24 protein-coding genes are annotated in these 25294 nt (G+C 35.0%); 8 read left to right on the plus strand and 16 right to left on the minus strand.

Features of this window, described 5'->3' with window-relative positions:
• Positions 1-14 precede the first annotated feature (14 nt).
• A complete protein-coding gene (gene era, locus DKT72_RS12365; RefSeq protein ID WP_111309058.1) occupies positions 15-896 on the minus strand; it encodes a GTPase Era in 882 nt (293 codons plus the stop codon).
• Between the two features lie 128 nt (positions 897-1024).
• Positions 1025-1756, minus strand: a complete 732-nt coding sequence (bamJ, locus tag DKT72_RS12370; protein WP_111309059.1) for a BamJ family beta-barrel-assembly machinery protein — start codon at positions 1754-1756, stop codon at positions 1025-1027.
• A 276-nt stretch (positions 1757-2032) separates the two neighbouring features.
• Here bamJ and DKT72_RS12375 point away from each other — a divergent pair, with 276 nt between their 5' ends.
• The 3 genes from DKT72_RS12375 to DKT72_RS12385 all read left to right on the plus strand — a co-directional run bounded on the left by DKT72_RS12375 (position 2033) and on the right by DKT72_RS12385 (position 7868).
• Positions 2033-3700 (plus strand): glycerol-3-phosphate dehydrogenase/oxidase, encoded by a 1668-nt coding sequence (locus DKT72_RS12375; RefSeq protein WP_111309060.1) that lies wholly within the window; start codon positions 2033-2035, stop codon positions 3698-3700.
• Positions 3701-3715: 15 nt separating this feature from the next.
• Entirely contained in the window at positions 3716-6532 is a 2817-nt protein-coding gene (locus DKT72_RS12380) for an FAD-binding and (Fe-S)-binding domain-containing protein (RefSeq protein ID WP_111309061.1), read from the plus strand.
• A gap of 91 nt (positions 6533-6623) precedes the next feature.
• Complete coding sequence (locus tag DKT72_RS12385) at positions 6624-7868, plus strand: serine hydrolase domain-containing protein (RefSeq protein ID WP_111309062.1); 1245 nt, start codon at positions 6624-6626, stop codon at positions 7866-7868.
• An 8-nt stretch (positions 7869-7876) separates the two neighbouring features.
• Here the strand turns inward: DKT72_RS12385 and rimO are convergent, their stop codons facing one another.
• The gene (gene rimO, locus DKT72_RS12390; protein ID WP_111309063.1) at positions 7877-9184 is read right to left on the minus strand and encodes a 30S ribosomal protein S12 methylthiotransferase RimO; all 1308 of its coding nucleotides are present in this window, start codon (positions 9182-9184) and stop codon (positions 7877-7879) included.
• 326 nt (positions 9185-9510) lie between these two features.
• Between rimO and DKT72_RS12395 the strand changes: the two genes are divergently transcribed.
• Entirely contained in the window at positions 9511-10596 is a 1086-nt protein-coding gene (locus DKT72_RS12395) for a serine hydrolase domain-containing protein (protein ID WP_111309064.1), read from the plus strand.
• 105 nt (positions 10597-10701) lie between these two features.
• On the opposite strand, the gene ftsY is transcribed toward DKT72_RS12395, so the two are convergent.
• The 10 genes from ftsY to recR all read right to left on the minus strand — a co-directional run bounded on the left by ftsY (position 10702) and on the right by recR (position 18212).
• Positions 10702-11655: a signal recognition particle-docking protein FtsY gene (gene ftsY / locus DKT72_RS12400; protein WP_111309065.1), complete on the minus strand. Its 954-nt coding sequence runs from the start codon at positions 11653-11655 to the stop codon at positions 10702-10704.
• Positions 11656-11835: 180 nt separating this feature from the next.
• A complete protein-coding gene (locus DKT72_RS12405) occupies positions 11836-11988 on the minus strand; it encodes a DUF4295 domain-containing protein (RefSeq protein ID WP_106657908.1) in 153 nt (50 codons plus the stop codon).
• Between the two features lie 42 nt (positions 11989-12030).
• The gene (gene rpmG / locus DKT72_RS12410) at positions 12031-12213 is read right to left on the minus strand and encodes a 50S ribosomal protein L33 (protein ID WP_007648529.1); all 183 of its coding nucleotides are present in this window, start codon (positions 12211-12213) and stop codon (positions 12031-12033) included.
• 25 nt (positions 12214-12238) lie between these two features.
• Positions 12239-12475: a 50S ribosomal protein L28 gene (gene rpmB / locus DKT72_RS12415; protein ID WP_111309066.1), complete on the minus strand. Its 237-nt coding sequence runs from the start codon at positions 12473-12475 to the stop codon at positions 12239-12241.
• 83 nt (positions 12476-12558) lie between these two features.
• Entirely contained in the window at positions 12559-13809 is a 1251-nt protein-coding gene (locus tag DKT72_RS12420) for a CinA family nicotinamide mononucleotide deamidase-related protein (RefSeq protein ID WP_111309067.1), read from the minus strand.
• Positions 13809-14150: an Hpt domain-containing protein gene (locus DKT72_RS12425; protein WP_111309068.1), complete on the minus strand. Its 342-nt coding sequence runs from the start codon at positions 14148-14150 to the stop codon at positions 13809-13811. Before DKT72_RS12425 ends, DKT72_RS12420 begins: the two co-directional genes overlap by 1 nt.
• Positions 14150-14761, minus strand: a complete 612-nt coding sequence (locus DKT72_RS12430) for a fumarylacetoacetate hydrolase family protein (protein ID WP_111309069.1) — start codon at positions 14759-14761, stop codon at positions 14150-14152. The genes DKT72_RS12425 and DKT72_RS12430 overlap by 1 nt, the downstream gene beginning before the upstream one ends.
• Before the next feature lie 36 nt (positions 14762-14797).
• Complete coding sequence (locus tag DKT72_RS12435) at positions 14798-15574, minus strand: 3'-5' exonuclease (protein WP_111309070.1); 777 nt, start codon at positions 15572-15574, stop codon at positions 14798-14800.
• Between the two features lie 103 nt (positions 15575-15677).
• On the minus strand, positions 15678-17078 hold the full coding sequence (locus DKT72_RS12440; RefSeq protein WP_111309071.1) for a dihydrolipoamide acetyltransferase family protein: 1401 nt from the start codon (positions 17076-17078) through the stop codon (positions 15678-15680).
• A 516-nt stretch (positions 17079-17594) separates the two neighbouring features.
• The gene (recR, locus tag DKT72_RS12445; RefSeq protein WP_111309154.1) at positions 17595-18212 is read right to left on the minus strand and encodes a recombination mediator RecR; all 618 of its coding nucleotides are present in this window, start codon (positions 18210-18212) and stop codon (positions 17595-17597) included.
• Between the two features lie 110 nt (positions 18213-18322).
• Between recR and DKT72_RS12450 the strand changes: the two genes are divergently transcribed.
• Positions 18323-19786 (plus strand): sodium:solute symporter, encoded by a 1464-nt coding sequence (locus tag DKT72_RS12450; protein ID WP_111309072.1) that lies wholly within the window; start codon positions 18323-18325, stop codon positions 19784-19786.
• Here DKT72_RS12450 and DKT72_RS12455 read toward each other — a convergent pair.
• Positions 19757-20119 carry a CoA-binding protein gene (locus tag DKT72_RS12455; RefSeq protein ID WP_111309073.1) on the minus strand — a complete coding sequence of 121 codons (363 nt, stop codon included), beginning with the start codon at positions 20117-20119 and terminating at the stop codon, positions 19757-19759. The genes DKT72_RS12450 and DKT72_RS12455 overlap by 30 nt on opposite strands.
• Positions 20120-20201: 82 nt before the next feature.
• Here DKT72_RS12455 and DKT72_RS12460 point away from each other — a divergent pair, with 82 nt between their 5' ends.
• On the plus strand, positions 20202-20918 hold the full coding sequence (locus DKT72_RS12460) for a carboxypeptidase-like regulatory domain-containing protein (RefSeq protein ID WP_162623311.1): 717 nt from the start codon (positions 20202-20204) through the stop codon (positions 20916-20918).
• Between the two features lie 206 nt (positions 20919-21124).
• Here the strand turns inward: DKT72_RS12460 and DKT72_RS12465 are convergent, their stop codons facing one another.
• A complete protein-coding gene (locus tag DKT72_RS12465) occupies positions 21125-22129 on the minus strand; it encodes a 3-oxoacyl-ACP synthase III family protein (RefSeq protein WP_111309075.1) in 1005 nt (334 codons plus the stop codon).
• 197 nt (positions 22130-22326) lie between these two features.
• On the opposite strand from DKT72_RS12465, the gene htpG reads away from it, so the two are divergent.
• Both htpG and DKT72_RS12475 read left to right on the plus strand, forming a co-directional pair.
• Entirely contained in the window at positions 22327-24237 is a 1911-nt protein-coding gene (gene htpG, locus DKT72_RS12470; RefSeq protein ID WP_111309076.1) for a molecular chaperone HtpG, read from the plus strand.
• 152 nt (positions 24238-24389) lie between these two features.
• Entirely contained in the window at positions 24390-24842 is a 453-nt protein-coding gene (locus tag DKT72_RS12475; RefSeq protein WP_111309077.1) for an FKBP-type peptidyl-prolyl cis-trans isomerase, read from the plus strand.
• Positions 24843-24913: 71 nt separating this feature from the next.
• Here the strand turns inward: DKT72_RS12475 and DKT72_RS12480 are convergent, their stop codons facing one another.
• Positions 24914-25261, minus strand: a complete 348-nt coding sequence (locus DKT72_RS12480; protein ID WP_162623312.1) for a hypothetical protein — start codon at positions 25259-25261, stop codon at positions 24914-24916.
• Positions 25262-25294: the final 33 nt, after the last annotated feature.

Consider the following 25294-nt stretch of genomic DNA (forward strand, 5'->3'; position numbering starts at 1 on the left):
ACCATTAGGTTTTACTACTGATTGTAACCAAAACGTTTCAACTGGTTTTGATTGCTACGCCAATTTTTATTCACTTTTACATAAAGCTCTAAGTGAATTTGCTTGCCGAAAAATTGTTCTAGATCTTTTCTAGCTTCCACTCCTACGCGTTTTAATGCCGCCCCTTTATGTCCAATAACAATCCCTTTTTGAGTCTCTCTTTCTACCATAATAACCGACCGAACTCTTATGATCGTATCTTCTTCTAAAAACTCCTCGGTATCTACTTCAACGGCATAAGGAATCTCTTTTTTGTAATGAATTAAGATTTTCTCGCGAATGGTTTCATTTATAAAAAACCGCTCTGGCTTGTCCGTCAATTGATCTTTTGGGTAAAATGGTGGCGATTCTGGAAGCAATTCAACAATTCTATCAAACACTTCTTTTACTTGAAACCCTTCTAAAGCTGAAATTGGGATAATCTCTGCATTGGGCACTTTTTCTGCCCACAATTGCACTTGAGTTTCCAATTGTTCTTGGTTGGAGGTATCAATTTTATTTAAAAGCAGTAATACAGGGATTTTAGAACTTTTTATTTTTTCAAAAAACGTTTCATCTTTTAAAGCTTGTTCACCAATTTCAACCATATAAAGTAGAATATCGGCATCTTCAAAGGCAGATTTCACAAACCCCATCATAGATTCCTGTAACTCGTAAGCTGGTTTTATAATCCCTGGTGTATCACTAAATAGCACTTGGAAATCATCACCATTTACAATACCTAAAATTCTATGGCGAGTTGTTTGTGCCTTCGAGGTTATGATGGATAACTTTTCTCCAACAAACGCATTCATTAAAGTAGACTTTCCAACATTAGGATTGCCTATAATATTTACATAACCTGCTTTATGACTCATGAACAATGTATTTATGGTGCAAAGTTACAACCTTGATACATTTTTTGCACTATATTATATCTATAAACAAAAAAACAGGAAGCGATTGCTTCCTGTTTTAATTATATAATGCTATTGAGTATTTTAAATTATTTTACGATGTCCAATAATTCAACTTCAAAAATTAAAGCAGAAAATGGTTTGATGGGCCCACCTTGACGTGGATTTGCACCATAAGCTAATTCTTGAGGTATAAAAACTTTATATTTAGAACCTACAGGCATTAATTGTAATACTTCAGTCCAACCTTTAATAACTTGACCTACACCAAATTGAGCTGGCTCTCCTCGCTCTACTGAGCTATCAAAAACAGTTCCATCTATTAATGTTCCTGTATAATGCACTTTAACTGTAGAAGTTGCTGTTGGTTTTTCTCCAGTGCCTTCTTTTTCTACAATATACTGCAATCCACTAGCGGTCGTTTTTACGCCATCTTTTGTTTTGTTTTCTTCTAAGAATTTTTCACCAGCAGCTTTAACGGCTCCAAATTGTTTCTCAGCTTCTTTAGCAGCAGCCTCTTGTTGCTTTTGCATCATTTTAGCTTGATTTTTTTGAACATACATTTGAATGATGGTCTGCGCTGCTGTCTTATCCATTATCATCTTAGTAGAATCCTTAGCATTCATATATCCTGCTAAAAATAATTCATTGTTAACCTCTTCAAAATTAGAACTCACACTATTTGCCACATCTAAGCCTAATGCATAACTCACAGAGTCAACTTCTGTTTTTAATGATTCTTTTGTAACTGCTTTTTTATTGCTACAAGAAAAAACTGCTGAAGCTAATACGATAGCTCCTAAAAATTTAACTAATTTCATTTGTGTTTATTTACCGTTTATTGTTTTCTGAATCAACATTCACAAAGTCATGATTTTACAATCAGAATTATCTTTTATGAATGTTTTATTGGTTTGTTTAAAACCGATGCCAAAAGTAGCAAAATTAAGTTCAGAATAAAAAATATGTTCAGTCTTTTAATAAATAATTAAGTTTATAATTGTTTATAGATATCAAAATGCCTTTTTATGATTAATAAAGTATTTTACCAAATTCTTCTTATAAATGATAAATTTGTATAATATCATAATTTTCATATGGCAAACACGAATTTTTCTGTTTTAAATAGAAAACAGCAATTAGAAAAACTACAGACTGAAATTTTTGATTTGCTTATCATTGGCGGAGGCATTACAGGTGCTGGGATTGCCTTAGAAGCAGCGTCCCGTGGACTTACCACATGCCTTATAGAAAAGAATGATTTTGCCTCGGGAACCAGCAATAAATCTACCAAATTAATTCATGGGGGCTTACGATATTTGAAGCAATTCGAGATTGGTTTGGTTCACGAATCAGGTTCTGAGCGTGCTATTCTTAATAAACTCGCACCCCATTTAGTCGTTCCTGAAAAAATGCTTTTACCGTTGATTGAAGGAGGTAGTTATGGTAAAACCTTAACGTCCATCGGACTTATGGTTTACGATTTTCTCGCTGATGTTAATGAGGATGATAAACGTAAAATGCTAGATAAAAACAAAACCCTTAAAAAAGAACCTCTTTTAAATGAAGCCGTTGTTTTAGGGAGTGGTTTCTATACAGAATACAGAACTGACGATGCCAGATTAACCATTGAAATATTAAAAAAAGCGTCCGAATATGGGGCTACAGTAGTTAATTATTGTGAAATGACATCATTTAATTATACCGATTCTAAAATTGAAAATGTTGAATGTATCGACCATCATTCCAAACAAAGACTTATTATAAAAGCCGCTCATTACGTATCGGCCACAGGACCTTGGGTAGATGTTATTCGTAAAAAAGATGTCTCCATAAATAACAAACGCTTGCATTTAACCAAAGGCGTTCATGTGGTGTTTCCCTATGAAAAACTCCCTATAAAACAAGCCATTTATTTTGATGTTGCAGATGGCAGAATGGTATTCGCCATTCCAAGAGGCAAAACCACGTATGTTGGCACCACAGACACCAACTATTCTGGAAATCTGGATCATGTTGTTGCAACAAAAAATGATGCGGCCTATTTATTAAAAGCCATCAATAAAACCTTTCCAACGGTTGGTTTAACCATGGAAGATATTCAATCGAATTGGGCTGGATTGCGACCTTTAATTCATGAAGATTCCAAAGATCCCTCCGAATTATCCAGAAAAGATGAGATTTTCATATCCGATAGCGGACTTATTTCCATTGCTGGCGGCAAGTTAACAGGCTACCGTAAAATGGCGCATCGGGTAGTGGAAACAGTTTTAAAAACCATACCCAAAAAAGACAAAGAACATATTAAAGAATCTTCAACGGAAACCATTGCGTTGGTAACGCCGTCTTTAAACTCAAATAAAGAGGTGGCTTCCTATATAAAATCATTAGAAAAACAATTATCAGATTTTGGAATTACCAACGATTTTTATGCGAGTTATTTATGTGGAACCTTTGGAAAAAATACCGATATCATTCTTGACAAAGCAAATACAATCTCTTTTGGCACTCCAAAAGAACGCTTGATTAGAGCCGAATTATGGTACTGCGTTCATTATGAAATGGCCAATACCTTAGCCGATTTCTTCGTAAGACGCACCAGTAGTTTATATTTCAACATTAAAAGCATTCATAAATATTTAGATGTAGTGTTGATGGATTTTAAAGAGTATTTAGATTGGGATGCAGACAGAGTGAACGCCGAAAAAACCCAAATGCAACAACTTTTATACGACGCGACCCACTATTATGAAAACGAGTTCTAATTAAAATATTACTTTATGAACATTCGCTTAGAACTTGAAAAAACCCTTCCTTACAACCGAATCAAAACGCGTTATATAGACTTGGTATCTTATGCTTCCGATGCAGGTTTTTATCATTTAGTTCCTAAAGCGGTGGTGCAACCCATCAATGAGAACGAGATTATTGCGTTATTTCAATGTTCACAAACGCACCACATCCCATTGGTGTTTCGTACGGGTGGCACCAGTTTGTCGGGACAGTCGATAACAGATGGTATTTTAGTGGATTTAAGTCATTCGTGGAAACAGATTTCCGTAGAAAACAATGGCGATATGGTGCGCGTACAACCCGGATTGACGGGTGCGATGGTGAACGCCCATTTAAAAAAGTATTCAAAAAAAATTGGTCCAGACCCTGCAAGCATTAGCGCGGCCATGATGGGCGGTATTGTTTCCAACAATTCCAGTGGGATGTGCTGCGGCGTAACATTAAACTCGTATCACACGGTTAAATATTTGCGTTTTATTTTGCCTAACGGAAACATCTATTCCACAGAAAATAGAGAAGATTATTCAAAGTTTGAAACCGTTGAAAGCGAGTTAGCCAACAGCTTAACAAAGCTTCGAAACCGCATTTTATCAAATACCGAACTGCATGATAAAATCCGTAAAAAATACTTGACTAAAAACACGGTTGGGTATTCATTAAATGCGTTTATCGATTTTGAACATCCGTTGGATATTTTGGCGCATTTGCTTATTGGAGCCGAAGGGACTTTGGCTTTTATTTCTGAAGTGGTTCTAAATACGGTTCCCGATTATAAATTCAAATCGACTGCCCTACTCTATTTCAACACCATTTATGATGCCTGCCAAGCCATTGTGCCACTGAATAATTATGGAGCATTGATGGTGGAACTCATGGACAGAGCTTCACTAAGAGCTGTTGAACACATGGAATCCATTCCCGATTTCGTAAAAACATTACCAGAATCGGCCGCTGCTTTGCTCATCGAATATCAAGAGAATGATTTGGAAGCACTAAACAGTAAAGTCAACTATTTTTTAAGCCTTATCGAAAACTGGCATCTCATCCAAACCCCTATTTTTACCAGTGTGCCTCAAGAAATGGCTGCGTTGTGGAAAGTCCGTAAAGGTTTATTTCCTGCAGTTGGTGCGGTGCGCGCTTCTGGAACGACCGTGATTTTAGAAGATATCGCTTTTCCTGTGGAAACATTGGGCAATGCCATTGTAGATTTACATCTGCTTTTTAAAAAGTATCATTACGATAACGCTATTATTTTCGGGCATGCAAAAGATGGAAATATCCATTTTGTGGTCACACAATCGTTTAATAATGATTATGAAATTAATCGATATGACGCCTTTATTAAAGAGGTTGTGGAACTCGTGGTGACCAAATACGACGGCACATTAAAAGCAGAACACGGTACGGGTAGAAACATGGCACCTTTTGTGGAAACCGAATGGGGTGGTTTGGGGTATGAGATTATGAAAATCTTAAAGCTGTCCGTGGATCCATATGTACTATTGAATCCAGGTGTGATTATTAATGCTGATAAAAACACCCATCTAAAAAACCTAAAAGCATTACCCACCGTTGAAAGCGAAGTAGACACCTGTATTGAATGCGGCTACTGTGAACACAAATGCCCCAGTAAAGATTTAACTACCACACCAAGACGACGCATCGTGGTTCGGCGCTCCTTAAAAATACTGGAAAATAATGGTGATACTGCCAATTATAAACTCCTAAAAGACCAATATCAATATGATGGTTTAGACACCTGTGCCGTGGATGGCTTGTGTGCAACCGCCTGCCCTGTAGACATTAATACTGGGAATTTAGTAAAACGCCTTCGAAGTGAAAACCATTCTAAATTTGCAAACGCGGTGGCAGTAAGCGTTGCTAAACACTTTGCCTTAGTACAATGGCTTGTTAGAATGGCTATAAAAAGTGGGACGCTTATCAATAGTTTTTTTGGAAAACAAACCATGAATAGCCTAACAAAGCTAATTAGAAAAGCCATTCCCAATGCACCTTTATGGACAGCGCAAATAGCATCGCCTCCCAGTTTGTCGGCTATTGAAGCACTTACAAAACCCCATCCAGATATTATTTATTTTCCGTCGTGTATTTCTAGGGTCTTGGGCACCTATGAAGGCAAAGCAAAAAATAGTATGGAGACCTTTTTAAGTGTCTGTAAAAAAACAAACATTACAGTGTCTGTTTTAGAGGATGCCAATAGCAGTTGTTGCGGACAGATATTTTCATCCAAAGGACATCAAGAGGCTTATCATATTACAGCCAATAGTATTATTGAAAAACTTTGGGTATCCACGGATTCAGGAAACATTCCTGTGGTAATCGATGTGAGTTCGTGTGCCTATAGCTTAAAACAAATAGCGTCTGTTTTAAACCAAGAAAACAAAGACAGATTCAAAAAACTAAAGATTTTAGATACCGTCGAATTTTTACACGACATGGTGGTACCTAAAAGCCAAGTGAAACATCACAAAAACAGCATTGTATTGCATTCGGTGTGTGCCTTGGAAAAGTTAAAGATCGAAGATAAATTTTTAGGCATTGCCAAACATTTTGCTAAAGACGTCACATTACCAAAAAACAATGGGTGCTGTGGTATGGCAGGCGATAGAGGTTTTTTATTTCCAGAACTCACCACATCTGCCACCCATAGCGAAATACTGGAATTAGACAATGTGGTTTGCGATGGCTATTATGCCTCTACCAAAACCTGCGAAATGGCCATGAGCCAAGCCATGAATACCAATTATGAGTCTATTTTGTATTTGGTGGATGAGTGTTTGTGATTACAGATTACTTTATAAGATTTTTCGGTATATTCGTTTAACTATTTGCATAAAAAATTAATACAGCACATAAGTTATAATTATATAAAATATGACTAAAAATATATATTGCCTTTTGATTTTGATATTTTGCTCTATATCCTGCAAAACAGATAGTGAAAAAAAAATTGAATATCTTGAAAAAACAGAAAAGATTAACGGTCTCGCTAATCGATATCTTGAATTAAACCGTTTTAGTGGTATAATTTTAGTAACCAAGAATAGTAATATTATTTATAATGAAAGTTTTGGTCTAGCTGATTATGAAAATCAAAAAACTTTTTCAGATAAAACGACTTTCAAGATTGGCAAAATTTCGGAATTAATTACGGAGAATATTATTCGCGAAATGGTAAACAAAAACAAGTTTCAATTATCAGATAGTATATCTATGTATATTCCAGAAATCAAGGCCAAATTCACAATAAACGATTTACTAAATCATAATACTAACTTATCGGGTATTCAGCAAATTCAACAAGAAAATCCAGTACTAAAATATTCAACTATTGAATTCACTAAATTAGCAATGCAATCATCTGACAAAATTGAGAATAGTGATTTAGACTATAATATTTTAGGTTTGCTTATAGAAAGAATAAGTGGAACAAGTTTTCAAAAAAACGTTCAAAATTACTGTACAAACATAGGAATATACAACACTTACTTTCTTAAACAAGACACCTTGCTCGCTGCAGGATATCTTTATAATAACTATCGCGGAAAAGATGATGAATTACATAAATCACCTAGCGCTGATTCGAACATTACATTTAGCAGTAATGGTATTAAATCGAACGCTCATGATTTGATAAAAATTATAAATCCAAACAATAAATTAGATATTTACGGATATTTAGAAAATGATGGTTTTAGTTATTCAATACAAAATTATCCAGAAGACAAAACAACAATTATTATCTTAAGTAATCGTAGACATCCAGTTGCAAAGGAAATTTCAACTGGAGTATACCAAATTCTAAAAGACAAAGACTATAGACTTCCCCTATTGAGACAACCATTTGAAATTGACAAAAAACTATTAAAAGAATATTCTGGCACCTATAATATGAATCAGAATATGAATTTTGATATTCTTAATGAAAATGATAGCCTATTTGTAATATTAGGACCAAATAAAGTGCATTTAATCCCACAATCTTCTAACCAATTCTATATGAAACAAACTGATGCATCAATAAGATTTTTAAGAGATTCAACAAATAATTTAGTCAACGAAATTGTTTTATTGAATGGCTTTTTGGATGGAGAAAAAGTTAAGCGTATAAAAAAATAAGCCTATATTTATTCTGTCACCACCTCACCATACAAATCAAAGTCAGCCGCATCCGTAATTTTCACCGTGGTAAATTCCCCTGTTTTTAAATAGATTTTGCTAGCATCAATAAGCACTTCGTTATCAACGTCGGGCGAATCAAATTCGGTTCTCCCCACAAAATAACCACCTTCTTTTCTATCAATCACCACTTTAAAGGTGTTACCAATTTTCTCTTGGTTCAACTCCCAAGAAATCTGTGATTGTAGTTCCATAATCTCGTTGGCACGTTGTTGCTTCACGTCTTCTGGCACATCATCTTCTAAATTATAGGCATGGGTGTTCTCTTCATGACTGTAGGTAAAGCAACCCAAACGCTCAAAACGCATTTCCTTCACCCATTGTTTTAGGGTTTGGTAATCGTCTTCGGTTTCCCCAGGATAGCCCACAATCAAGGTGGTTCTAATGGTCATATTTGGGACAGCGGCTCTAAAATCTTTTAGTAATTGGGTGGTTTTTTCTTTAGTGGTACCACGACGCATACTTTTTAGAATACTATCTGAAATATGTTGCAACGGAATGTCTAAATAATTACAAATTTTAGGTTCGCGGTTCATCACCTCCAATACATCCATTGGGAATCCTGTTGGGAAGGCATAATGCAAACGAATCCATTCAATACCCTCTACTTTTACCAAGGCTTCCAGAAGTTCGGCTAGGTTGCGTTTTTTATATAAATCCAACCCGTAATAGGTTAAATCTTGTGCGATTAAAATAAGTTCTTTAACGCCTTTGGCAGCCAGTTTTTCAGCTTCGGTCACTAAATCTTCAATCGGCGTACTTTTATGTTTCCCACGCATTAAGGGAATGGCACAAAAACTACAGGGGCGATCACAACCTTCGGCAATTTTTAAATAGGCATAATTTTTTGGCGTGATGGTTAAACGCTCCCCAATCAGTTCGTGTTTATAGTCGGCTCCCAAAGCTTTTAGTAATCCTGGTAATTCTGTCGTACCAAAATACTCATCCACATTCGGGATTTCTTTTAATAAATCCGGCTTGTAGCGCTCACTCAAACATCCTGTAACAAACACTTTATCAACATCGCCATCTTCCTTTTTTCGAACGTATTCCAAAATAGTGTTGATGCTTTCCTCTTTAGCATTATTGATAAAACCGCAGGTATTAATCACCACAATGTTCCCTTCATCTTCATGAACCACATCTTTTCCACTGGCTTTTAATTGCCCCATGAGTACCTCGCTATCGTAAACATTTTTACTACAGCCCAGGGTTACCACATTAATTCGGTTTTTCTTAAGAGATTTTGTACGCATGCCTTCTTTAAATAAGGGTGCAAAGATACATAATGATTTACGATATACGATTTATGATTTAGGAATTTTGGTTGATGGTATTTAGTTATTGGTTGTTAGTTGTTGGGTGGTGGGTAGTGGGTGTTTGTTTATTTGTTTGTCATTTAGTGGAAAGCCTTTTTATCCAGTACCTTCTACCCGATACCCAAAACCAAGTACCAAAAGCCAAGTACCCAACACCCTTTCCCCATTTAACTCTCAAACCATTAACCATATACCATTAACTAACAACCAACAACCATCAACTATTTTCCTATATTTGATAAATAAACTTAATATCTGCCATTATGAAAAAGCTGCCCATCTTTATCATATGTACTATTGGACTATTTTTTAGTTGTTCGAGTAACGACCACCCTACAGATCCAGATCCAAGCCCTACAGACCTTTATTTTCCTCCAATAAATTCAAATTCTGATACTTGGGAAACAATTTCGGTGTCCGATTTAGGTTGGAATCAAAGCGCGCTTCAACCTCTTTTAGATTATCTGGAAGAGAAGAACACCAAAGGTTTTATGATGCTTTACAACGGGAAAATTGTTGTGGAAAGCTATATGAATGGACATGCCAAAAATACGACTTGGTATTGGGCCAGTGCCGGAAAAACCTTAACCTCTACCGTTTCGGGCATTGCGCAAGCAGAAGGCTTAATAAATATCAATAATAAAGTATCTGACTATTTAGGAACCGGTTGGACCAGTGAAACTTTAGATAAGGAAAACTTGATTACTTGCAAAAACCTACTCTCCATGAATTCTGGCATCGATGATAGTTTAGGGGATGATGTATCGCCAGCAAACCTACAATACAAAGCAGATGCTGGCACACGCTGGGCGTACCATAACGTCTATGTGAAAATGCAAGATGTGGTGGCTGCCGCAAGTAACCAAACGTGGAACAGCTATTTTAACAACAAATTGAAAGATAAAATTGGTATGGGCGGTGCATGGATAAATTTAGACCATTTAAGTGTGTATTGGAGCAACACCCGAAGTATGGCTCGTTTCGGCTTGATGGTTTATGCCCATGGCAAATGGGGAAGCACACAAATTGTTCCTGAAAGTTATTTAAATGAAGCGACTACAACCTCCCAAAATATCAATCAAGCCTATGGGTATTTATGGTGGTTGAATGGCAAATCGAGTTACCATTTACCACAATCTCAATTGCAATTTAATGGTAAACTCATTCCAAATGCCCCAGATGACATGTATGCTGCACTAGGAAAAAATGACCAAAAAATTTACGTGGTGCCCAGCAAAAAACTGGTTATTATAAGAATGGGCGAAGTAGCAAACCCATTAAATCCCACCTTTGCTTTATCTGGTTTTGATGATGAATTATGGGGTATGATTAATGATTTGATTGATTAAATGATTCTCGCCTTGGTGGGAAATCTAAGATTCGAAGTCCAACTCTAAAAGTGCATTCCTGCCTGCGCAGGAAATCGAAGATTCGACGAAGTCCATGATAAAAACTTATTTAAAAAACGAATCTACAAACTCATATTTATTAAAAACCTGAAGATCTTCAATACCTTCACCAACACCGATATATTTTACAGGAATTTTAAATTGGTCTGATATTCCAATCACCACACCACCTTTGGCGGTTCCGTCAAGTTTAGTCACTGCTAAGGACGTGACTTCAGTAGCTGCTGTAAATTGTTTGGCTTGCTCAAAAGCATTTTGCCCTGTAGAACCATCCAACACCAATAAGACGTCGTGCGGTGAGTTATCAACCACTTTTTGCATGACGCGTTTTACTTTGGTCAATTCGTTCATTAAATTCACTTTATTATGTAAACGCCCAGCCGTATCTATAATCACCACATCGGCATTTTGGGTGACGGCACTTTTAAGCGTATCAAACGCCACTGAAGCAGGATCGCTACCCATGGATTGCTTTACTAATGGCACTCCTACGCGATCTGCCCACACTTGAAGTTGATCGATGGCTGCCGCTCTAAACGTGTCAGCTGCGCCAAGCACCACATTCAAACCTTGTTTTTTAAATTGATAGGCCAATTTACCAATGGTCGTAGTTTTACCAACGCCATTAACCCCAACTACCATAATAACATAGGGCTTTTTACCTGACGGAATAGTGAATTCGGTATCTTCTCCAGAATTAGTTTCAGATAACAAACCAGCGATTTCCTCACGAAGTATTAAATTAAGTTCATCGGTTCCCAAATATTTGTCTTTGGCTACGCGAGCTTCAATGCGTTCAATCACTTTAAGTGTCGTGTTAACCCCCACATCGCTAGATACCAATATTTCTTCTAAGTCGTCTAAAACCTCATCATCTACTTTAGACTTTCCTGCGACTGCTTTACTTAATTTTCCAAAAAAACTAGATTTGGATTTTTCAAGTCCTTTATCTAATGTTTCCTTTTTTTCTGATGAAAATATTTTTTTAAAAAAACTCATTCTGTGAAATGTTTAATCGTTTTTTGTTTAGTCGTTTAATCCACAACAACATGGAAACGCTGTACAATTTTCTTGCCTATTATGGCATCCTGAAAAATTGTCATTAAAACGAGATGTAAATATAAAACAAAAGCCGCTTTCTATTAAGAAAGCAGCTTTTGTTTTATATTAAAAAGTAAATTATTTCTTGCTTAAGAAATTATCTACTAATTCAGGTGCCATAATTGATTCAACAAAAGTGTAAGCTCCAGTTTTTGGAGATTTTACCATTTTAATAGCTTTTGACAACCTTTTTGATCCTGTTTGTAACGATGCTACCGCTTTTTTTGCCATGTCTTTATATATTATGAATATTTACTAATGTAAAAATTCTAATTATTTAATTTCTTTGTGAACAGTCATACGTTTAAGAATAGGATTAAATTTTTTAATCTCCATTCTATCTGGCGTATTTTTTTTGTTTTTAGTCGTAATATACCTTGAAGTTCCTGGTTGTCCAGATTCTTTATGCTCAGTACATTCTAAAATCACCTGTATTCTATTACCTTTTTTTGCCATTTTTCTTACTTATTAATACAGCTTATTATTTTAAAAACCCTTTAGATTTAGCATCTTTAATTGCTGCTGTAATACCAATTTTATTGATAGTTTTTAACGCTGACGTAGATACTTTTAAAGTTATCCAACTATCTTCCTCTGGAATGTAAAAACGTTTCTTAACTAAATTCGCATTAAACTTGCGTTTAGTTTTATTCATCGCATGAGACACGTTGTTTCCAACCATTGCCTTCTTACCTGTAAGTTCACAAACTCTTGACATTATTTATAACTTTAAATTTTTCTGTTGCTTAAAAACGAGGTGCAAATATACAAAATCTTTAATTTATGACAATCTATTTATTATCAATTTTTAAAAATTTCTTTTAAAAGCATTTCAAAAGCCTTATTGGCCGCTTGATTTATGACTTTAGATCGTATATTTCCAAGCATAAATTTTTGAGAGTACACCTTTGATTTAGTGGCTATTGCTATAAAAACAGTCCCTACTTCTTCATTGGAATCTGCTTTACTTGGGCCTGCATTACCAGTTGTTGCTATAGCATAATCTGAATTAAACATTTGCAAAACATGTTGTGCCATAGACTCTGCAATTTGAGAACTTACTACAGAATGGGTATCTATGTCTTCTTTTGAAATCCCTAAAACGTTTATTTTGGACGCTGTCGCATAACTTACAATACTGCCATTAAAATAAGCTGAAGCTCCAGAATTTGCTATGAAGCGTTCGGCTATTTTGCCACCTGTGCAACTTTCAGCAGTCGCTACGGTTTTTTTCATTTCGGTCAACATCTTTCCTATGGTAAGCTCTATGGAATCGTCATCATCTTCAAAACCAAGAAATTCTTCCTTTACCAAAGGTAAAACTTTATTAATTTCATTTTGAACGTCGGCTATAATTTGCTTCTCATCAAAACCTTTAGCCGATAAACGCAATCGCATTCTACCTAAATCCGGCAAATAAGCCAATTTAATATGTTTTGGAAGCGCATCTTCCCATGCTTCTATGCGATTTGCCAAAGTGCTTTCCCCTAAACCATAAATCAATAAGGTTCTATGCAAAATAAAAGGGCACTTAAATTTAGCCTTTATTTTAGGCAGCACTTCCAGAGTAATTAAAGCTTTCATTTCAAATGGAACCCCTGGGAGAGAAACAAATACTTTATTATTTCTTTCAAGCCACATCCCTGGTGCTGTACCTAACGTATTCATTAAAACCGTTGCTTTGGAAGGTACTAATGCTTGGTCTATATTAACTTGCAATAAAGTTTGTCTCGCATATTGTTTCCAAATAGATTCAATATTTGCCAAAACTGAAGCGTCCCTTATCAATACATCGTCAAAATATTCGGCTATCGTTTTTTTGGTAATATCATCTTTTGTTGGCCCTAACCCCCCGGTAATAAGGATGATATCTACACGGTTTTCTGCATCTTTGAATGCTTGCAGTATATGGGTTTTATCGTCTTGAACAGAGGTTATTTGATAAACAGAGACACCAATTTTATTGAGTTCTTTGGCTATGAAAGCTGAATTTGTATCAACAACCTGACCTATAAGAAGCTCGTCGCCTATGGTGATAATCTCGGCTAACATTATAAATTAAAATCAGATTTTATTTCAGCAATAGCCTTTTGTACAGCCACCATAACCACCTCTAGTTTTGGCTTGATATCTATATCCTTTTTCTCGAATTTACCCCAATCCTGTACCTCTATTAAAGTATTAAGAACGCCTAGTTCGAATAAATCGATGGTAGGTTTCATTTTATGGGCTGCTTGATAAGCATTAAAATAATCTTTTTCTGCAACAGCTTTTTGTAATCTTTCGGCATCTTCAGGAACCTCCTCTAAGAAGGCTGCCGCCAAGGTTGCAATAAAGTCTTCATCGTTGTCTGCCAACTCACGTACTCTGAATAATTTGTAATGTTGTTCCATTATTTTACTGTTATTGAAAACATTTTTTTCTCTTCTATAAATCCTACAAGCTTATCGTTCGCTTCCACTTTACCTACGCCTGCGGGAGTTCCCGTAAAGATAATATCTCCAATCTTTAAAGTGAAATATTTTGAAACATATTCAATGATTTCATCAATTTTCCATAACATAAGGCTTGTATTTCCGATTTGAACAATACTTTCGTTCTTTTTTAAGGAAAACTCAATAGCATTCACATCTTTAATTCCTTCAATTGGAATCCAATCTCCTATCACAGCGGCCCCGTCAAACGCTTTCGCTTTTTCCCATGGCAACCCTTTTTCCTTTAATTTGCTTTGTAAATCCCTAGCCGTAAAATCGATACCCAAACCAATTTCATTATAATATTTGTATGCAAACTTTTTATCTATATGCTTTCCAATTCTATTTATTTTGACCAATATTTCAACTTCATAATGCACATCATTTGAAAAATCAGGTATAAAAAAAGGCTGCTTTTTAAGCAGAATAGAAGTATCTGGCTTCAAAAAAATAACAGGATCTGTTGGTCTTTCATTTTCCAACTCCTTAATATGTTCTGCGTAATTTCTTCCTATACAGATAATCTTCATTGTAGTTTGTTGTTTGCCGTTTAGTTGAAGTAACTTTTAACCTAACTTATTATTAAAATTTCTCAATTTGATAGCTGTCAGCACTTTTTTTGTGTACAACGGAAAATCGGCATTTAATAACCACCCAAAATAACCAGGTTCAGCTTCCAAGACTTCTGTCACTAATTTGCCTTTATGCTTACCAAAAGCAAAACATTCTTCTCCTTTTTTATTGTAACCAATAAAGCCTGCAAAATCAGCAAATTGTTTTCTGGTACTAAACTCCGATAAAAACTTGGTGTCATTTTCAAGTTCCTTGTATTTGTCTATTTGGGCTTTTAAAACTTGGTAAGTAGCATTGGTATCTGCTTCAGCACCATGAGCCCCTTCCAATTCTTTATTGCAATAAAATTGATACGCAGCACTCAATGTACGTTGTTCCATTTTATGAAAAATGGTTTGTACGTCTATGGACAATCTGTTTTTCATATCAAAATCAACATCGGCACGTAACATCTCTTCCGCTAGTAATGGAATATCAAATCTATCGGAATTAAAACCTCCTAAATCTGAATCCTTAATCATATTATAAATATCTTTAGCGACTTCTTTAAATGTTGGTTTATCGGCAACATCTTCATCTGTAATGCCATGAATGGCCGTTACCTCTTTAGGAATAGGCACCCCTGGGTTTACCAACCAGGTTTTACTGTCTTCTTTTCCATTAGGAAAGACTTTAAGGACAGCAATTTCTACAATTCTATCGGTTGTTATATTGACACCGGTAGTTTCTAGATCGAAAAAACAGATGGGCTTAGTTAAATTAAGTTGCATGAGCTATATTTTACAAAAATGTAAAGATAATAAATTGAAAAGTGTAGAAAACAAAAAAACCAACCGTTTTACAGATTGGATTTTACATATAATATAACAAACATTAAATTTCCCTATTACTATCCCAAGCCTCTAAATAATCTTTAACGGCTTTTACAAATTGCCCCCCAAGAGCACCATTAACAACTCTATGATCGTAAGAATGGGATAAAATCATTTTATAACGGATACCAATAAAATCGCCTTCTGCCGTTTCAATGACAGCTGGCATTTTCCTTATGGCACCAAGTGCCAAAATACCAACTTGGGGTTGATTGATTATTGGTGTGCCCATGATACTTCCAAAAGAACCGACATTGGTTACCGTATAAGTACCGTCTTGTGTATCGTCTGGCTTTAATTTTCCCATTCTGGCACGATTAGCCAAGTCGTTAACCTGCTTTGTCATACCAAGTAAATTAAGTTGGTCGGCATTTTTAATAACAGGAACAATCAAATTGCCATCAGGTAACGATGCCGCCATCCCTAAATTAATGTTTTTCTTCTTGATTATTTTATCTCCTTGAACAGAGATATTCATCATCGGATAATCTCGAAGGGCTTTAGCTATGGCCTCCATAAAAATAGGCGTAAACGTTAAATTTTCACCTACACGATTTTTGAAGCTATCTTTAACCTTATTTCTCCAGTTCCATATTTTTGTCACATCTGCCTCAATAAAACTTTGAACGTGCGCGGATGTTTGAATGGACTCCATCATATGATGTGAAATGATTTTCCCCATTCTAGTCATCTCCATAATATCATCTTCACCGCTTGGCATGACTGGAGCTTTCGCAACTTTAGTCACATCTGCTACGACACTTTGTTTAAAAGCTTCTTCTTTTTTAATGGGCTCGGATTGCGATTGAACAGGAGCTTGAATTTCAGCAATCTGGTCTTCAACTTTATTTGGAGTCGAGGACGTTTCAACTTTAGGCTCCATGGAATCTTGCCCATTAGATCTAGCCTCTACATATGCCAAAATATCATCTTTAGTAACCCGACCTTCTTTACCAGTACCAGTTACAGTATCTAATTCAGTTTGGGAAATTCCTTCTTGCTTAGCTATATTTTTAACTAAAGGTGAATAAAATCGACCTTCACTTGAAGCTATTGGGCTAATAGTTTCTTTCGCAGCCTGAATAGTTTGTTCTATAACTTCAACAGGTTCTTCCATGAACGATTCCTCAAAAGATGAAGAAGATTCCTCTTGCAAACCACCTTCTGTTTCAATAATGGCTATAACATCTCCAACCTGAACGACCTCATCTACATTAAAGCGTTTTTCAACCAAAACACCTTCTACTTCGCTTGGCACTTCACTATCTACTTTATCTGTGGCGATTTCCAAAACAGCTTCATCAAGTTCAATGGGATCTCCAACTTCTTTTAACCATGATGTGATGGTTGCTTCTGCAACACTTTCTCCCATTTTTGGTAATTTAAGTTCAAACTTTGCCATATCTATATTATGTTGCCGTTTTAATTCGTGTTGCAAAATTAGTGAAAAATCAATAATTTCTTTAGATAATCAACAATTAAAACTAACTGAAAACAATCGCCTCACCTCTACCAATAACTGTATCACTCCATATTATAACGTTTGAATTATTGGATAATATTTTACAAGTCAACAACTTACTTTAACATCCATCTTCAATAACGCCTATTATATTTTTGTAACTTAAGGTCTTGGCATCTAAAATAATTTCATCCTTATTCTCAAGATTAAGGGCATAAGACGGAACAATCACCTATTTTGACAAAACTTGTTTTCACTTTTTATTCATTTTATTGGAAGAGAGCATATCGACACACCTCGTTTTTTATTATTTCCAGAAATGTAAAATTTTAGTCTCACTATAGTCATAATTTCGGCATCAATGGCTGTAATAGTCTTCTAGATACTTTTTGAACAAGGTTACAGGAAACAGAGAACATTATCAGTTTACTATAATAACGGAGAGTTAAATATCCTCTATGATTTCAGGGTAGCTTCAAATGGAATTCTGTTCACAATACTACGTCCTAAAGTAATCTCGTCGGCATATTCCAATTCATCTCCAACAGAAATTCCCCTTGCTATGGTCGATGTAATAACTGGGTATGCTTGAATTTTTCGATAGATATAAAAATTAGTCGTATCACCTTCCATGGTAGAACTTAATGCAAATATGAGTTCTTTCACTTTGCCCTGTTTTACTTTTTCAACTAAGGATTCTATATTTAAATCATGAGGACCAATACCATCCATGGGTGAAATTTTCCCTCCTAAAACATGGTACAATCCTTTAAACGAACTGGTATTTTCTATGGCCATAACGTCCCTTATATCTTCCACCACACATATAATATGTTCATTCCGATTAGGATTTGAACACATATCACACAACTCTACATCGCTAATATTATGGCATGATTTACAAAATTTAATGTCGCTCCGCATGGTTTGCAAGGCTTCAGAAAGGGCTAGAGTTTGCTCTTTTGGCTGCCTTAATAAATGCAAAACCAAACGTAAAGCGGTACGCTTACCAATACCTGGAAGTTGAGACATTTCGTTTACAGCACGTTCTAGAAGTTTTGATGAGAATTCCATAAGTTGCGAATTTACAATTTTACCTTTAATTATGAATGGCAAAGCATTTCAAAATATTAGCAATTGTTTTGACTGGTATTTTTGTATATTTCGGCTACCTAATTTAAGTTATGCAACCAATTCACGTCCTTATTTTAATAGCTGTTTATTTTGGTATTTTAATTTTTGTATCTTACTTAACTGGCAAAGAAGACAGTAACGATTCGTTTTTTAGGGCAAATAAATCGTCTCCTTGGTTTCTAGTCGCTTTTGGTATGATAGGCGCCTCGTTAAGCGGTGTTACTTTTATATCTGTTCCTGGAGATGTAGGCAGCAACATGTTTGGATACATGCAAGTTGTACTAGGTTATTTATTAGGCTATATGGTCATCGCCTTTGTTCTAATGCCAATATATTACAGACTTAATGTGACGTCTATTTACGAATATTTAGGTAATAGATTTGGCATGACAAGTCATAAAACAGGTGCTGGGTTCTTCTTTTTATCTCGCGTTCTTGGGTCGGCTTTTAGATTGTTTTTAGTAGCCAGTGTCTTGCATGAATTTGTTTTTAAATATTGGAATTTCCCATTTCCAATCACTGTTATTATTTCTGTAGCACTCATTTTAATTTACACATTTAAAGGTGGGGTTAAAACCGTGGTATGGACGGACACCATACAAACCTTGCTTATGTTGGTGGCTTTAGTGGTTACCATTGTTTTAATATACCAAGAAATGGGATGGGGTTTAGGCGATTTTATTGGTAGTGATGCCATTAAAAAATACGACAAAGTTTTCTTTTTTGAAGATATACTCGCTAAAAATCATTTCATCAAACAATTTTTGGGAGGTATGTTTATTGCTATTTGTATGACGGGGTTAGATCAAGATATGATGCAGAAAAATCTAACCTGCAGATCCTTAAAAGATGCTCAAAAAAACATGGTGTCTTTTAGCATCATTTTAATCTTTGTTAATTTTGTGTTTTTGCTGTTAGGTGCCTTATTATTTGTTTACGCTGAAACTAAGGGCATCAGTATTCCTATGGTTGATGGCGTTGTAAAAACAGACTTATTATATCCGGAAATTGCCCTGCATTCCAATCTTGGCTTACCTGTTGCCATATTCTTCACTTTAGGATTGATTGCTGCAGCCTATTCTAGTGCAGATAGTGCTTTAACGGCATTAACAACCTCATTTTGCATAGACTTTTTAAATATTGAAAAACGACCAGAAAACACCCAAAAACGCACACGTAAAAAAGTACATATTGGCATGAGTGTTTTAATGGTTTTGGTCATTATTTGCTTCTATTATGTATTAAACCAAAGCGTGATTAGTGGCATATTAACAGTTGCTGGTTATACTTATGGTCCCTTATTAGGCTTATTTGCTTTCGGAATACTCACAAAATTCAAAATCAAAGACCGTTTGGTGCCTTATGTAGCCATAGCCTCTGTGATACTATGTTATATTATAGCCAATATTCCTTCAGATTATTTAGGAGGCTATAAGTTTGGATATGAGTTATTAATCGTAAACGGCATTTTCACCTTTTTAGGTTTAATACTGATTCGTAGAAAGCAACACTAAAGAACACGCTATTTCAAAATCGATATTATTTTCTTTTAAAATTTTATACAACTCTGAATTTTCTGTGCCGGGGTTAAAAATGACCCGTTTGGGTTTCAAACTAATAATATAATTGTAAAACTCTTTTTGATTTATTGGATTGACATAAAGAGTTACTGTATCCACATCTTTATAAGGCAACTGTTCGGTATCAACTTTCACACCTGCAATGACGCCTTCCTTCCTGCCAATGGCTACCACTTCATACTCATGAGCTATCAATTTCTGAATAACCAAATTTGAATATCTCGAAGGATTTAATGACGCACCAATTACTAAGGTTTTTTTATTCATACATAAAAATTTATTTTCCAGGTGTAACATCTACAAAACTACTGAATCTATGTATGAAATCCATCTAAAAATCAAAACACAAATGAAAAAGACAATTACCTTCCTAGTGCTCCTATGCTTCAATATATACGTTATGTCTGCAGAAGATTCCATAAGAATATATGGACAGGTCACAGACTTCAACAATGTTCCAATGGATAGTGTTTCCGTAAGATTAAAAAATGAAAATTTTGAAAACCTTTATGAAACATTATCGGACCAAAATGGACATTTTTCGTTAACTGTACCTAAAGGTCATTACTACTGTTTATATGCCATTAAAACATCCGATTACGGCAAAACAAAATTAGAATATTGGGCTTGGAACATCCCTGCTTATAGCAATCTAGAAATAAACCCTCAATATGAACGTATGGAGATATATGGCGTTAATGTCTTTGAACCCCAAGTTAGTCCTAAGGAAACCTATTATATATATTTTAGACCCATGAGTTTAACCAAAGGATTGAATCTTAAGCAAAACACCAATGACCAAAACATTATAGATATAGCCCCTTCTTCCATTCAATTGAACGAGCTACTCATTAAAATAAACAATAAAGAGGCAGAGATCTTGAACATTACTAAAATAAAGGAATATGCTAGAGGCAGCAATATGTATGGTTATATGGTTCAAATAAAAAAACCAAAAGAAGCATTCACATCAAATGAATTATCTTACGATAAAATTTCCATCCTCCTCCATTCTAAAGAAACCAATGAGTATGGAAAAAGTGATTATTTCTACGAAAAAAAATAAACTGTGTTAAGTTTTATAAAAAAATTAAAAAAATGCACAATATATACTTACTAAATGACGTTTAAAAACTAACCAATCTCCGAATTAATAATTATTTGAGTTAGTCACCACAATAAAAAATTCGAAAAAAAGGTTAGTGTTAATTAAAAATGATTAATGGCTAGAAAAATCCGAAATCTCTCCAGTTTTTCGGATTTTTTAATTTTTCACCATTTAATAATGGCACTTCCCCAAGTAAACCCACTACCAAAAGCTGCCAAAACTACGTGGTCTCCTTCTTTTATCTTACCTTCTTCCCATGCCTCAGTAAGCGCAATAATGACGGATGCTGCCGTTGTATTGCCATACTTCATAATATTATTAAAAACCTGATCGTCTCGCAAACCGAATTTATGTTGGATAAATTGCGCTATTCTTAAATTGGCTTGATGCGGAATAAGCATATCTATATTTTCCTTTTTAAGATTATTGGCCATTAATCCCTCCATAATTGCTTCACTAAAACGCACGACGGCATGTTTAAAAACAAATGTACCATCCATATATGGAAAATAAGACACATCTTCTTCTGGAGATTGCATAATCTCTGGAATCCAGTGTGCTATGCTTGGAGACGCCACAATTAATTTATCGGCATATTTACCTTCACTATGCAAATGTGTAGATAAAATCCCTTTGGTATTATCTTCTTCTCTAGTTAACACACATGCTCCAGCTCCATCACCAAAAATAACGGTCACACCCCTACCTCTCGTGGTTTTATCCAGTCCATTACTATGATACTCTGCACCAATAACAAGTACATTTTTGTACATCCCCGTTTTAATAAATTGATCTGCCACAGAAATAGCATATATAAACCCCGAACATTGATTTCTAACATCCAATGCCCCTACAGTTTTCATATCCAGCATATCTTGGATTTGAACGCCACAACCAGGAAAATAATAATCAGGGCTCAACGTAGCAAATACAATAAAATCGATATCATCTTTTGTTAAATCGGCACGTTCTATAGCTATTCTAGCGGCTTTTGCACCCATAACGGCGGAGGTATCATCTGTTCCTTCTTGAATCCATCGACGTTCTTTGATACCTGTGCGTTCTTGAATCCATTCATCACTGGTATCCATTATTTTAGATAAATCGTCATTCGTCACCACATGATCTGGCACATATTTACCTAAACCAATTATTCTTGAATTATACATGCTTATATCTTATTTAGTTATACAAAGTACAAAATTAAATATGGATTTTCCAATAATATACCACCTAACAAAAGAGGTGTCAGTTTGTCACTTTTTTACTCTTGGCATTTTTGTTGACTAATAATAAAGTGAAAGTTTTAAAATATTATTAATTAGATTCCTGTCTTTGCAGGAATGACAAATAAAAACATAAGATTATGACAAAAGGAAATATTAATGTTTCGGTAGAGAATATCTTCCCACTTATTAAAAAATTCCTGTATAGCGATCACGAAATCTTTTTACGTGAATTGGTTAGTAACGCTACAGATGCCACTTTAAAATTAAAACACCTTACCAGTATTGGTGAAGCAAAAACCGAGTATGGCAACCCTAAAATTGAAATCAAGGTTGATAAAGAAGGTAAAAAACTTCATATTATAGACCAAGGTTTAGGGATGACAGCGGAAGAAGTTGAAAAATACATCAACCAAGTCGCTTTTTCTGGTGCCGAAGAATTTTTGGATAAATACAAAGATTCGGCTAAGGATTCTGGTATTATTGGTCATTTCGGATTAGGTTTTTACTCAGCGTTTATGGTGGCTGAAAAAGTAGAAATCATCACCAAATCTTACAAAGACGAACCTGCGGCACATTGGGTTTGTGATGGTTCACCAGAATTCACTTTAGAACCTTCAGATAAAACCGAAAGAGGTACAGAAATCATCCTTCACATCGCTGAAGATTCTACGGAGTTTTTAGAAGAATCCCGTATAAGAACGCTTCTTTTAAAATACAACAAGTTTATGCCTATTCCCATTAAATTTGGGACTAAGGAAATAAACGATCCTGATTTTGAGCCAAAAACGATTACAGATAAAGACGGCAAAGAAACCAAAGAGCCTCATAAAAAAATTACGGTAGATGATATTATCAACAACCCAAATCCGGCTTGGACCAAACAACCAGCTGATTTAAAAGATGAAGATTATAAAAGTTTTTACAGAGAATTGTATCCCATGCAATTTGAAGAGCCTTTATTCAACATCCATTTAAATGTAGATTATCCATTTAATTTGACAGGTATTTTATATTTCCCAAAAATGGGTCAGGATATGAATATCCAAAAAGATAAAATTCAGCTATATCAAAACCAAGTATATGTAACCGACAATGTAGAAGGTATTGTTCCAGAATTTTTAACGATGCTTCGTGGTGTGATTGATTCTCCAGACATTCCATTAAATGTATCGCGTTCTTACTTGCAAGCTGATGGAGCTGTTAAGAAAATTTCATCTTACATCACTAGAAAAGTGGCCGATAAATTAAAATCATTATTCAATAATAACCGTGAAGATTTCGAGAAGAAATGGAACGATATTAAAATCGTGATTGAATATGGCATGCTTTCGGAAGAAAAATTCTTCGAAAAGTCTGGTGATTTTGCCTTGTACCCAACCGTTGATGGCACTTACTATACGTATGACGAATTATTCAACAAAATAAAAGCCAATCAAACAGATAAAGATGGTAAATTGGTGATTCTGTATGCTTCAGATAAAGATGCACAACACAGTTATATTGAAACTGCTAAGGCTAAAGGTTATGAAGTGTTATTGTTGGATTCCCCAATTGTATCGCATTTAATTCAAAAACTAGAAAGCACGAAAGAAAACATTTCGTTTGCCCGTGTAGATGGCGACCATATTAACAAATTAATACAAAAAGAAGACACCGAAATTTCTAAATTAACGGAAGAGCAACAAACAGCTTTAGAAACCCTTTTAAAAGAAGTGATTCCTTCAGAAAAATTCATGGTACAATTAGAAGCTATGGATAGCCAAGCATCGCCCTTTATCATTACACAGCCTGAATTTATGCGCCGTATGAAAGAAATGCAACAAACTGGTGGCGGCGGTATGTTTGGTATGGGAGGTTTTCCAGAAATGTACAACTTAGTGGTAAATACCAACTCTAAATTAGTCAGCGACATTTTAGAAACAAAAACTAAAAACAAACAAGAACGCTTGATTAATCAGAGTTTAGACTTGGCACGTTTATCTCAAGGTTTGTTAAAAGGTGAAGAGCTTACCAATTTTATAAAACGTAGTTATGAGATGATAAAATAAATGCTTTATAATGCTGAAACAGCATTCCGTATTTATATAAATTCAAAAACCACTTTGTTAAAACAAGGTGGTTTTTTATTTCTATTTTAACAATTAAAATCCATTACAAATTTCTTTCATGTTTCTATATTTGTCCATTAAAAAAACAAACTATGAAAAACATCTTATTTTTATTTGCCCTACTTCTAATGACCGCATGTGCAAAAAGCGAACTCGTTGATTATACTACAAAAAATAATGAAGATATTCTGTCGTATATTGAAAGTCATGATTTAAATGCTCAAAAAAGCAGTTCAGGGTTATACTATGTTATCAATGAGCCTGGAGATGGCATACAACCTTCAGCAAATAATAACGTTACCGTGGCATACAAAGGCTATTTTCTTAATGGAACAGTATTTGACCAAAGCGATGCAGACGGGGTTTCATTTAACCTACAACAAGTTATTAAGGGATGGACTGAGGGTATCACCTATTTTAAAGAAGGCGGTAGCGGTATTCTTTTAGTTCCTGCCCATTTAGGCTACGGAAACAATAATTACAATGGCATTCCTGGTGGTTCTGTTCTAATTTTTGATGTAAAACTTATCTCTGTTAACCAATAGCATGTCTATTCCTATTAAAAATCCATAGTACTAAGACCACTTTGTAAAGCAAGGTGGTTTTTTTTATTAAATTACTTTTTCTTCTTCTTTTTAGATTTACTTTTTTTGGCTTTCTCTTTAGCTTTAGCTTTTTCCTTTTTAGCCTTTTCTTTTGCTTTCTCTTTCGCTTTTTTCTTTTTCTTTTTGGCTTTGTCCTTTTCTTTTTCCTTTTTAGCTTTCTCTTTTTTCTTTTTATCCTCAGCCTTTTTATCCTTTTTAGGCTTCTTTGTTTTTTCGGCTACTTTTTCTTCAGTTTCAACCAATGAGACTTCTTCAGGAGCATCGGCTACTCCTCCCGTGTTAGCCTGTTCATCCTCAGGCGTCAGACCCTTATTTATTTGGTCATTCTCATCGTTTTGATTCATATTATTCCCTTCCATGGTATAATGTTTTTTTAAATACTTATCATCTCA

The organism is Confluentibacter sediminis, from assembly GCF_003258355.1.
In the GTDB taxonomy this organism is placed as follows: domain Bacteria; phylum Bacteroidota; class Bacteroidia; order Flavobacteriales; family Flavobacteriaceae; genus Confluentibacter; species Confluentibacter sediminis.

Excerpts from the sequence above, each read along its gene's own strand:
- era (WP_111309058.1), bottom strand. The coding sequence starts at position 896 with ATGAGTCATAAAGCAGGTTATGTAAATATTATAGGCAATCCTAATGTT.
- bamJ (WP_111309059.1), bottom strand. The coding sequence starts at position 1,756 with ATGAAATTAGTTAAATTTTTAGGAGCTATCGTATTAGCTTCAGCAGTT.
- DKT72_RS12375 (WP_111309060.1), top strand. The coding sequence starts at position 2,033 with ATGGCAAACACGAATTTTTCTGTTTTAAATAGAAAACAGCAATTAGAA.
- DKT72_RS12380 (WP_111309061.1), top strand. The coding sequence starts at position 3,716 with ATGAACATTCGCTTAGAACTTGAAAAAACCCTTCCTTACAACCGAATC.
- DKT72_RS12385 (WP_111309062.1), top strand. The coding sequence starts at position 6,624 with ATGACTAAAAATATATATTGCCTTTTGATTTTGATATTTTGCTCTATA.
- rimO (WP_111309063.1), bottom strand. The coding sequence starts at position 9,184 with ATGCGTACAAAATCTCTTAAGAAAAACCGAATTAATGTGGTAACCCTG.
- DKT72_RS12395 (WP_111309064.1), top strand. The coding sequence starts at position 9,511 with ATGAAAAAGCTGCCCATCTTTATCATATGTACTATTGGACTATTTTTT.
- ftsY (WP_111309065.1), bottom strand. The coding sequence starts at position 11,655 with ATGAGTTTTTTTAAAAAAATATTTTCATCAGAAAAAAAGGAAACATTA.
- DKT72_RS12405 (WP_106657908.1), bottom strand. The coding sequence starts at position 11,988 with ATGGCAAAAAAAGCGGTAGCATCGTTACAAACAGGATCAAAAAGGTTG.
- rpmG (WP_007648529.1), bottom strand. The coding sequence starts at position 12,213 with ATGGCAAAAAAAGGTAATAGAATACAGGTGATTTTAGAATGTACTGAG.
- rpmB (WP_111309066.1), bottom strand. The coding sequence starts at position 12,475 with ATGTCAAGAGTTTGTGAACTTACAGGTAAGAAGGCAATGGTTGGAAAC.
- DKT72_RS12420 (WP_111309067.1), bottom strand. The coding sequence starts at position 13,809 with ATGTTAGCCGAGATTATCACCATAGGCGACGAGCTTCTTATAGGTCAG.
- DKT72_RS12425 (WP_111309068.1), bottom strand. The coding sequence starts at position 14,150 with ATGGAACAACATTACAAATTATTCAGAGTACGTGAGTTGGCAGACAAC.
- DKT72_RS12430 (WP_111309069.1), bottom strand. The coding sequence starts at position 14,761 with ATGAAGATTATCTGTATAGGAAGAAATTACGCAGAACATATTAAGGAG.
- DKT72_RS12435 (WP_111309070.1), bottom strand. The coding sequence starts at position 15,574 with ATGCAACTTAATTTAACTAAGCCCATCTGTTTTTTCGATCTAGAAACT.
- DKT72_RS12440 (WP_111309071.1), bottom strand. The coding sequence starts at position 17,078 with ATGGCAAAGTTTGAACTTAAATTACCAAAAATGGGAGAAAGTGTTGCA.
- recR (WP_111309154.1), bottom strand. The coding sequence starts at position 18,212 with ATGGAATTCTCATCAAAACTTCTAGAACGTGCTGTAAACGAAATGTCT.
- DKT72_RS12450 (WP_111309072.1), top strand. The coding sequence starts at position 18,323 with ATGCAACCAATTCACGTCCTTATTTTAATAGCTGTTTATTTTGGTATT.
- DKT72_RS12455 (WP_111309073.1), bottom strand. The coding sequence starts at position 20,119 with ATGAATAAAAAAACCTTAGTAATTGGTGCGTCATTAAATCCTTCGAGA.
- DKT72_RS12460 (WP_162623311.1), top strand. The coding sequence starts at position 20,202 with ATGAAAAAGACAATTACCTTCCTAGTGCTCCTATGCTTCAATATATAC.
- DKT72_RS12465 (WP_111309075.1), bottom strand. The coding sequence starts at position 22,129 with ATGTATAATTCAAGAATAATTGGTTTAGGTAAATATGTGCCAGATCAT.
- htpG (WP_111309076.1), top strand. The coding sequence starts at position 22,327 with ATGACAAAAGGAAATATTAATGTTTCGGTAGAGAATATCTTCCCACTT.
- DKT72_RS12475 (WP_111309077.1), top strand. The coding sequence starts at position 24,390 with ATGAAAAACATCTTATTTTTATTTGCCCTACTTCTAATGACCGCATGT.
- DKT72_RS12480 (WP_162623312.1), bottom strand. The coding sequence starts at position 25,261 with ATGGAAGGGAATAATATGAATCAAAACGATGAGAATGACCAAATAAAT.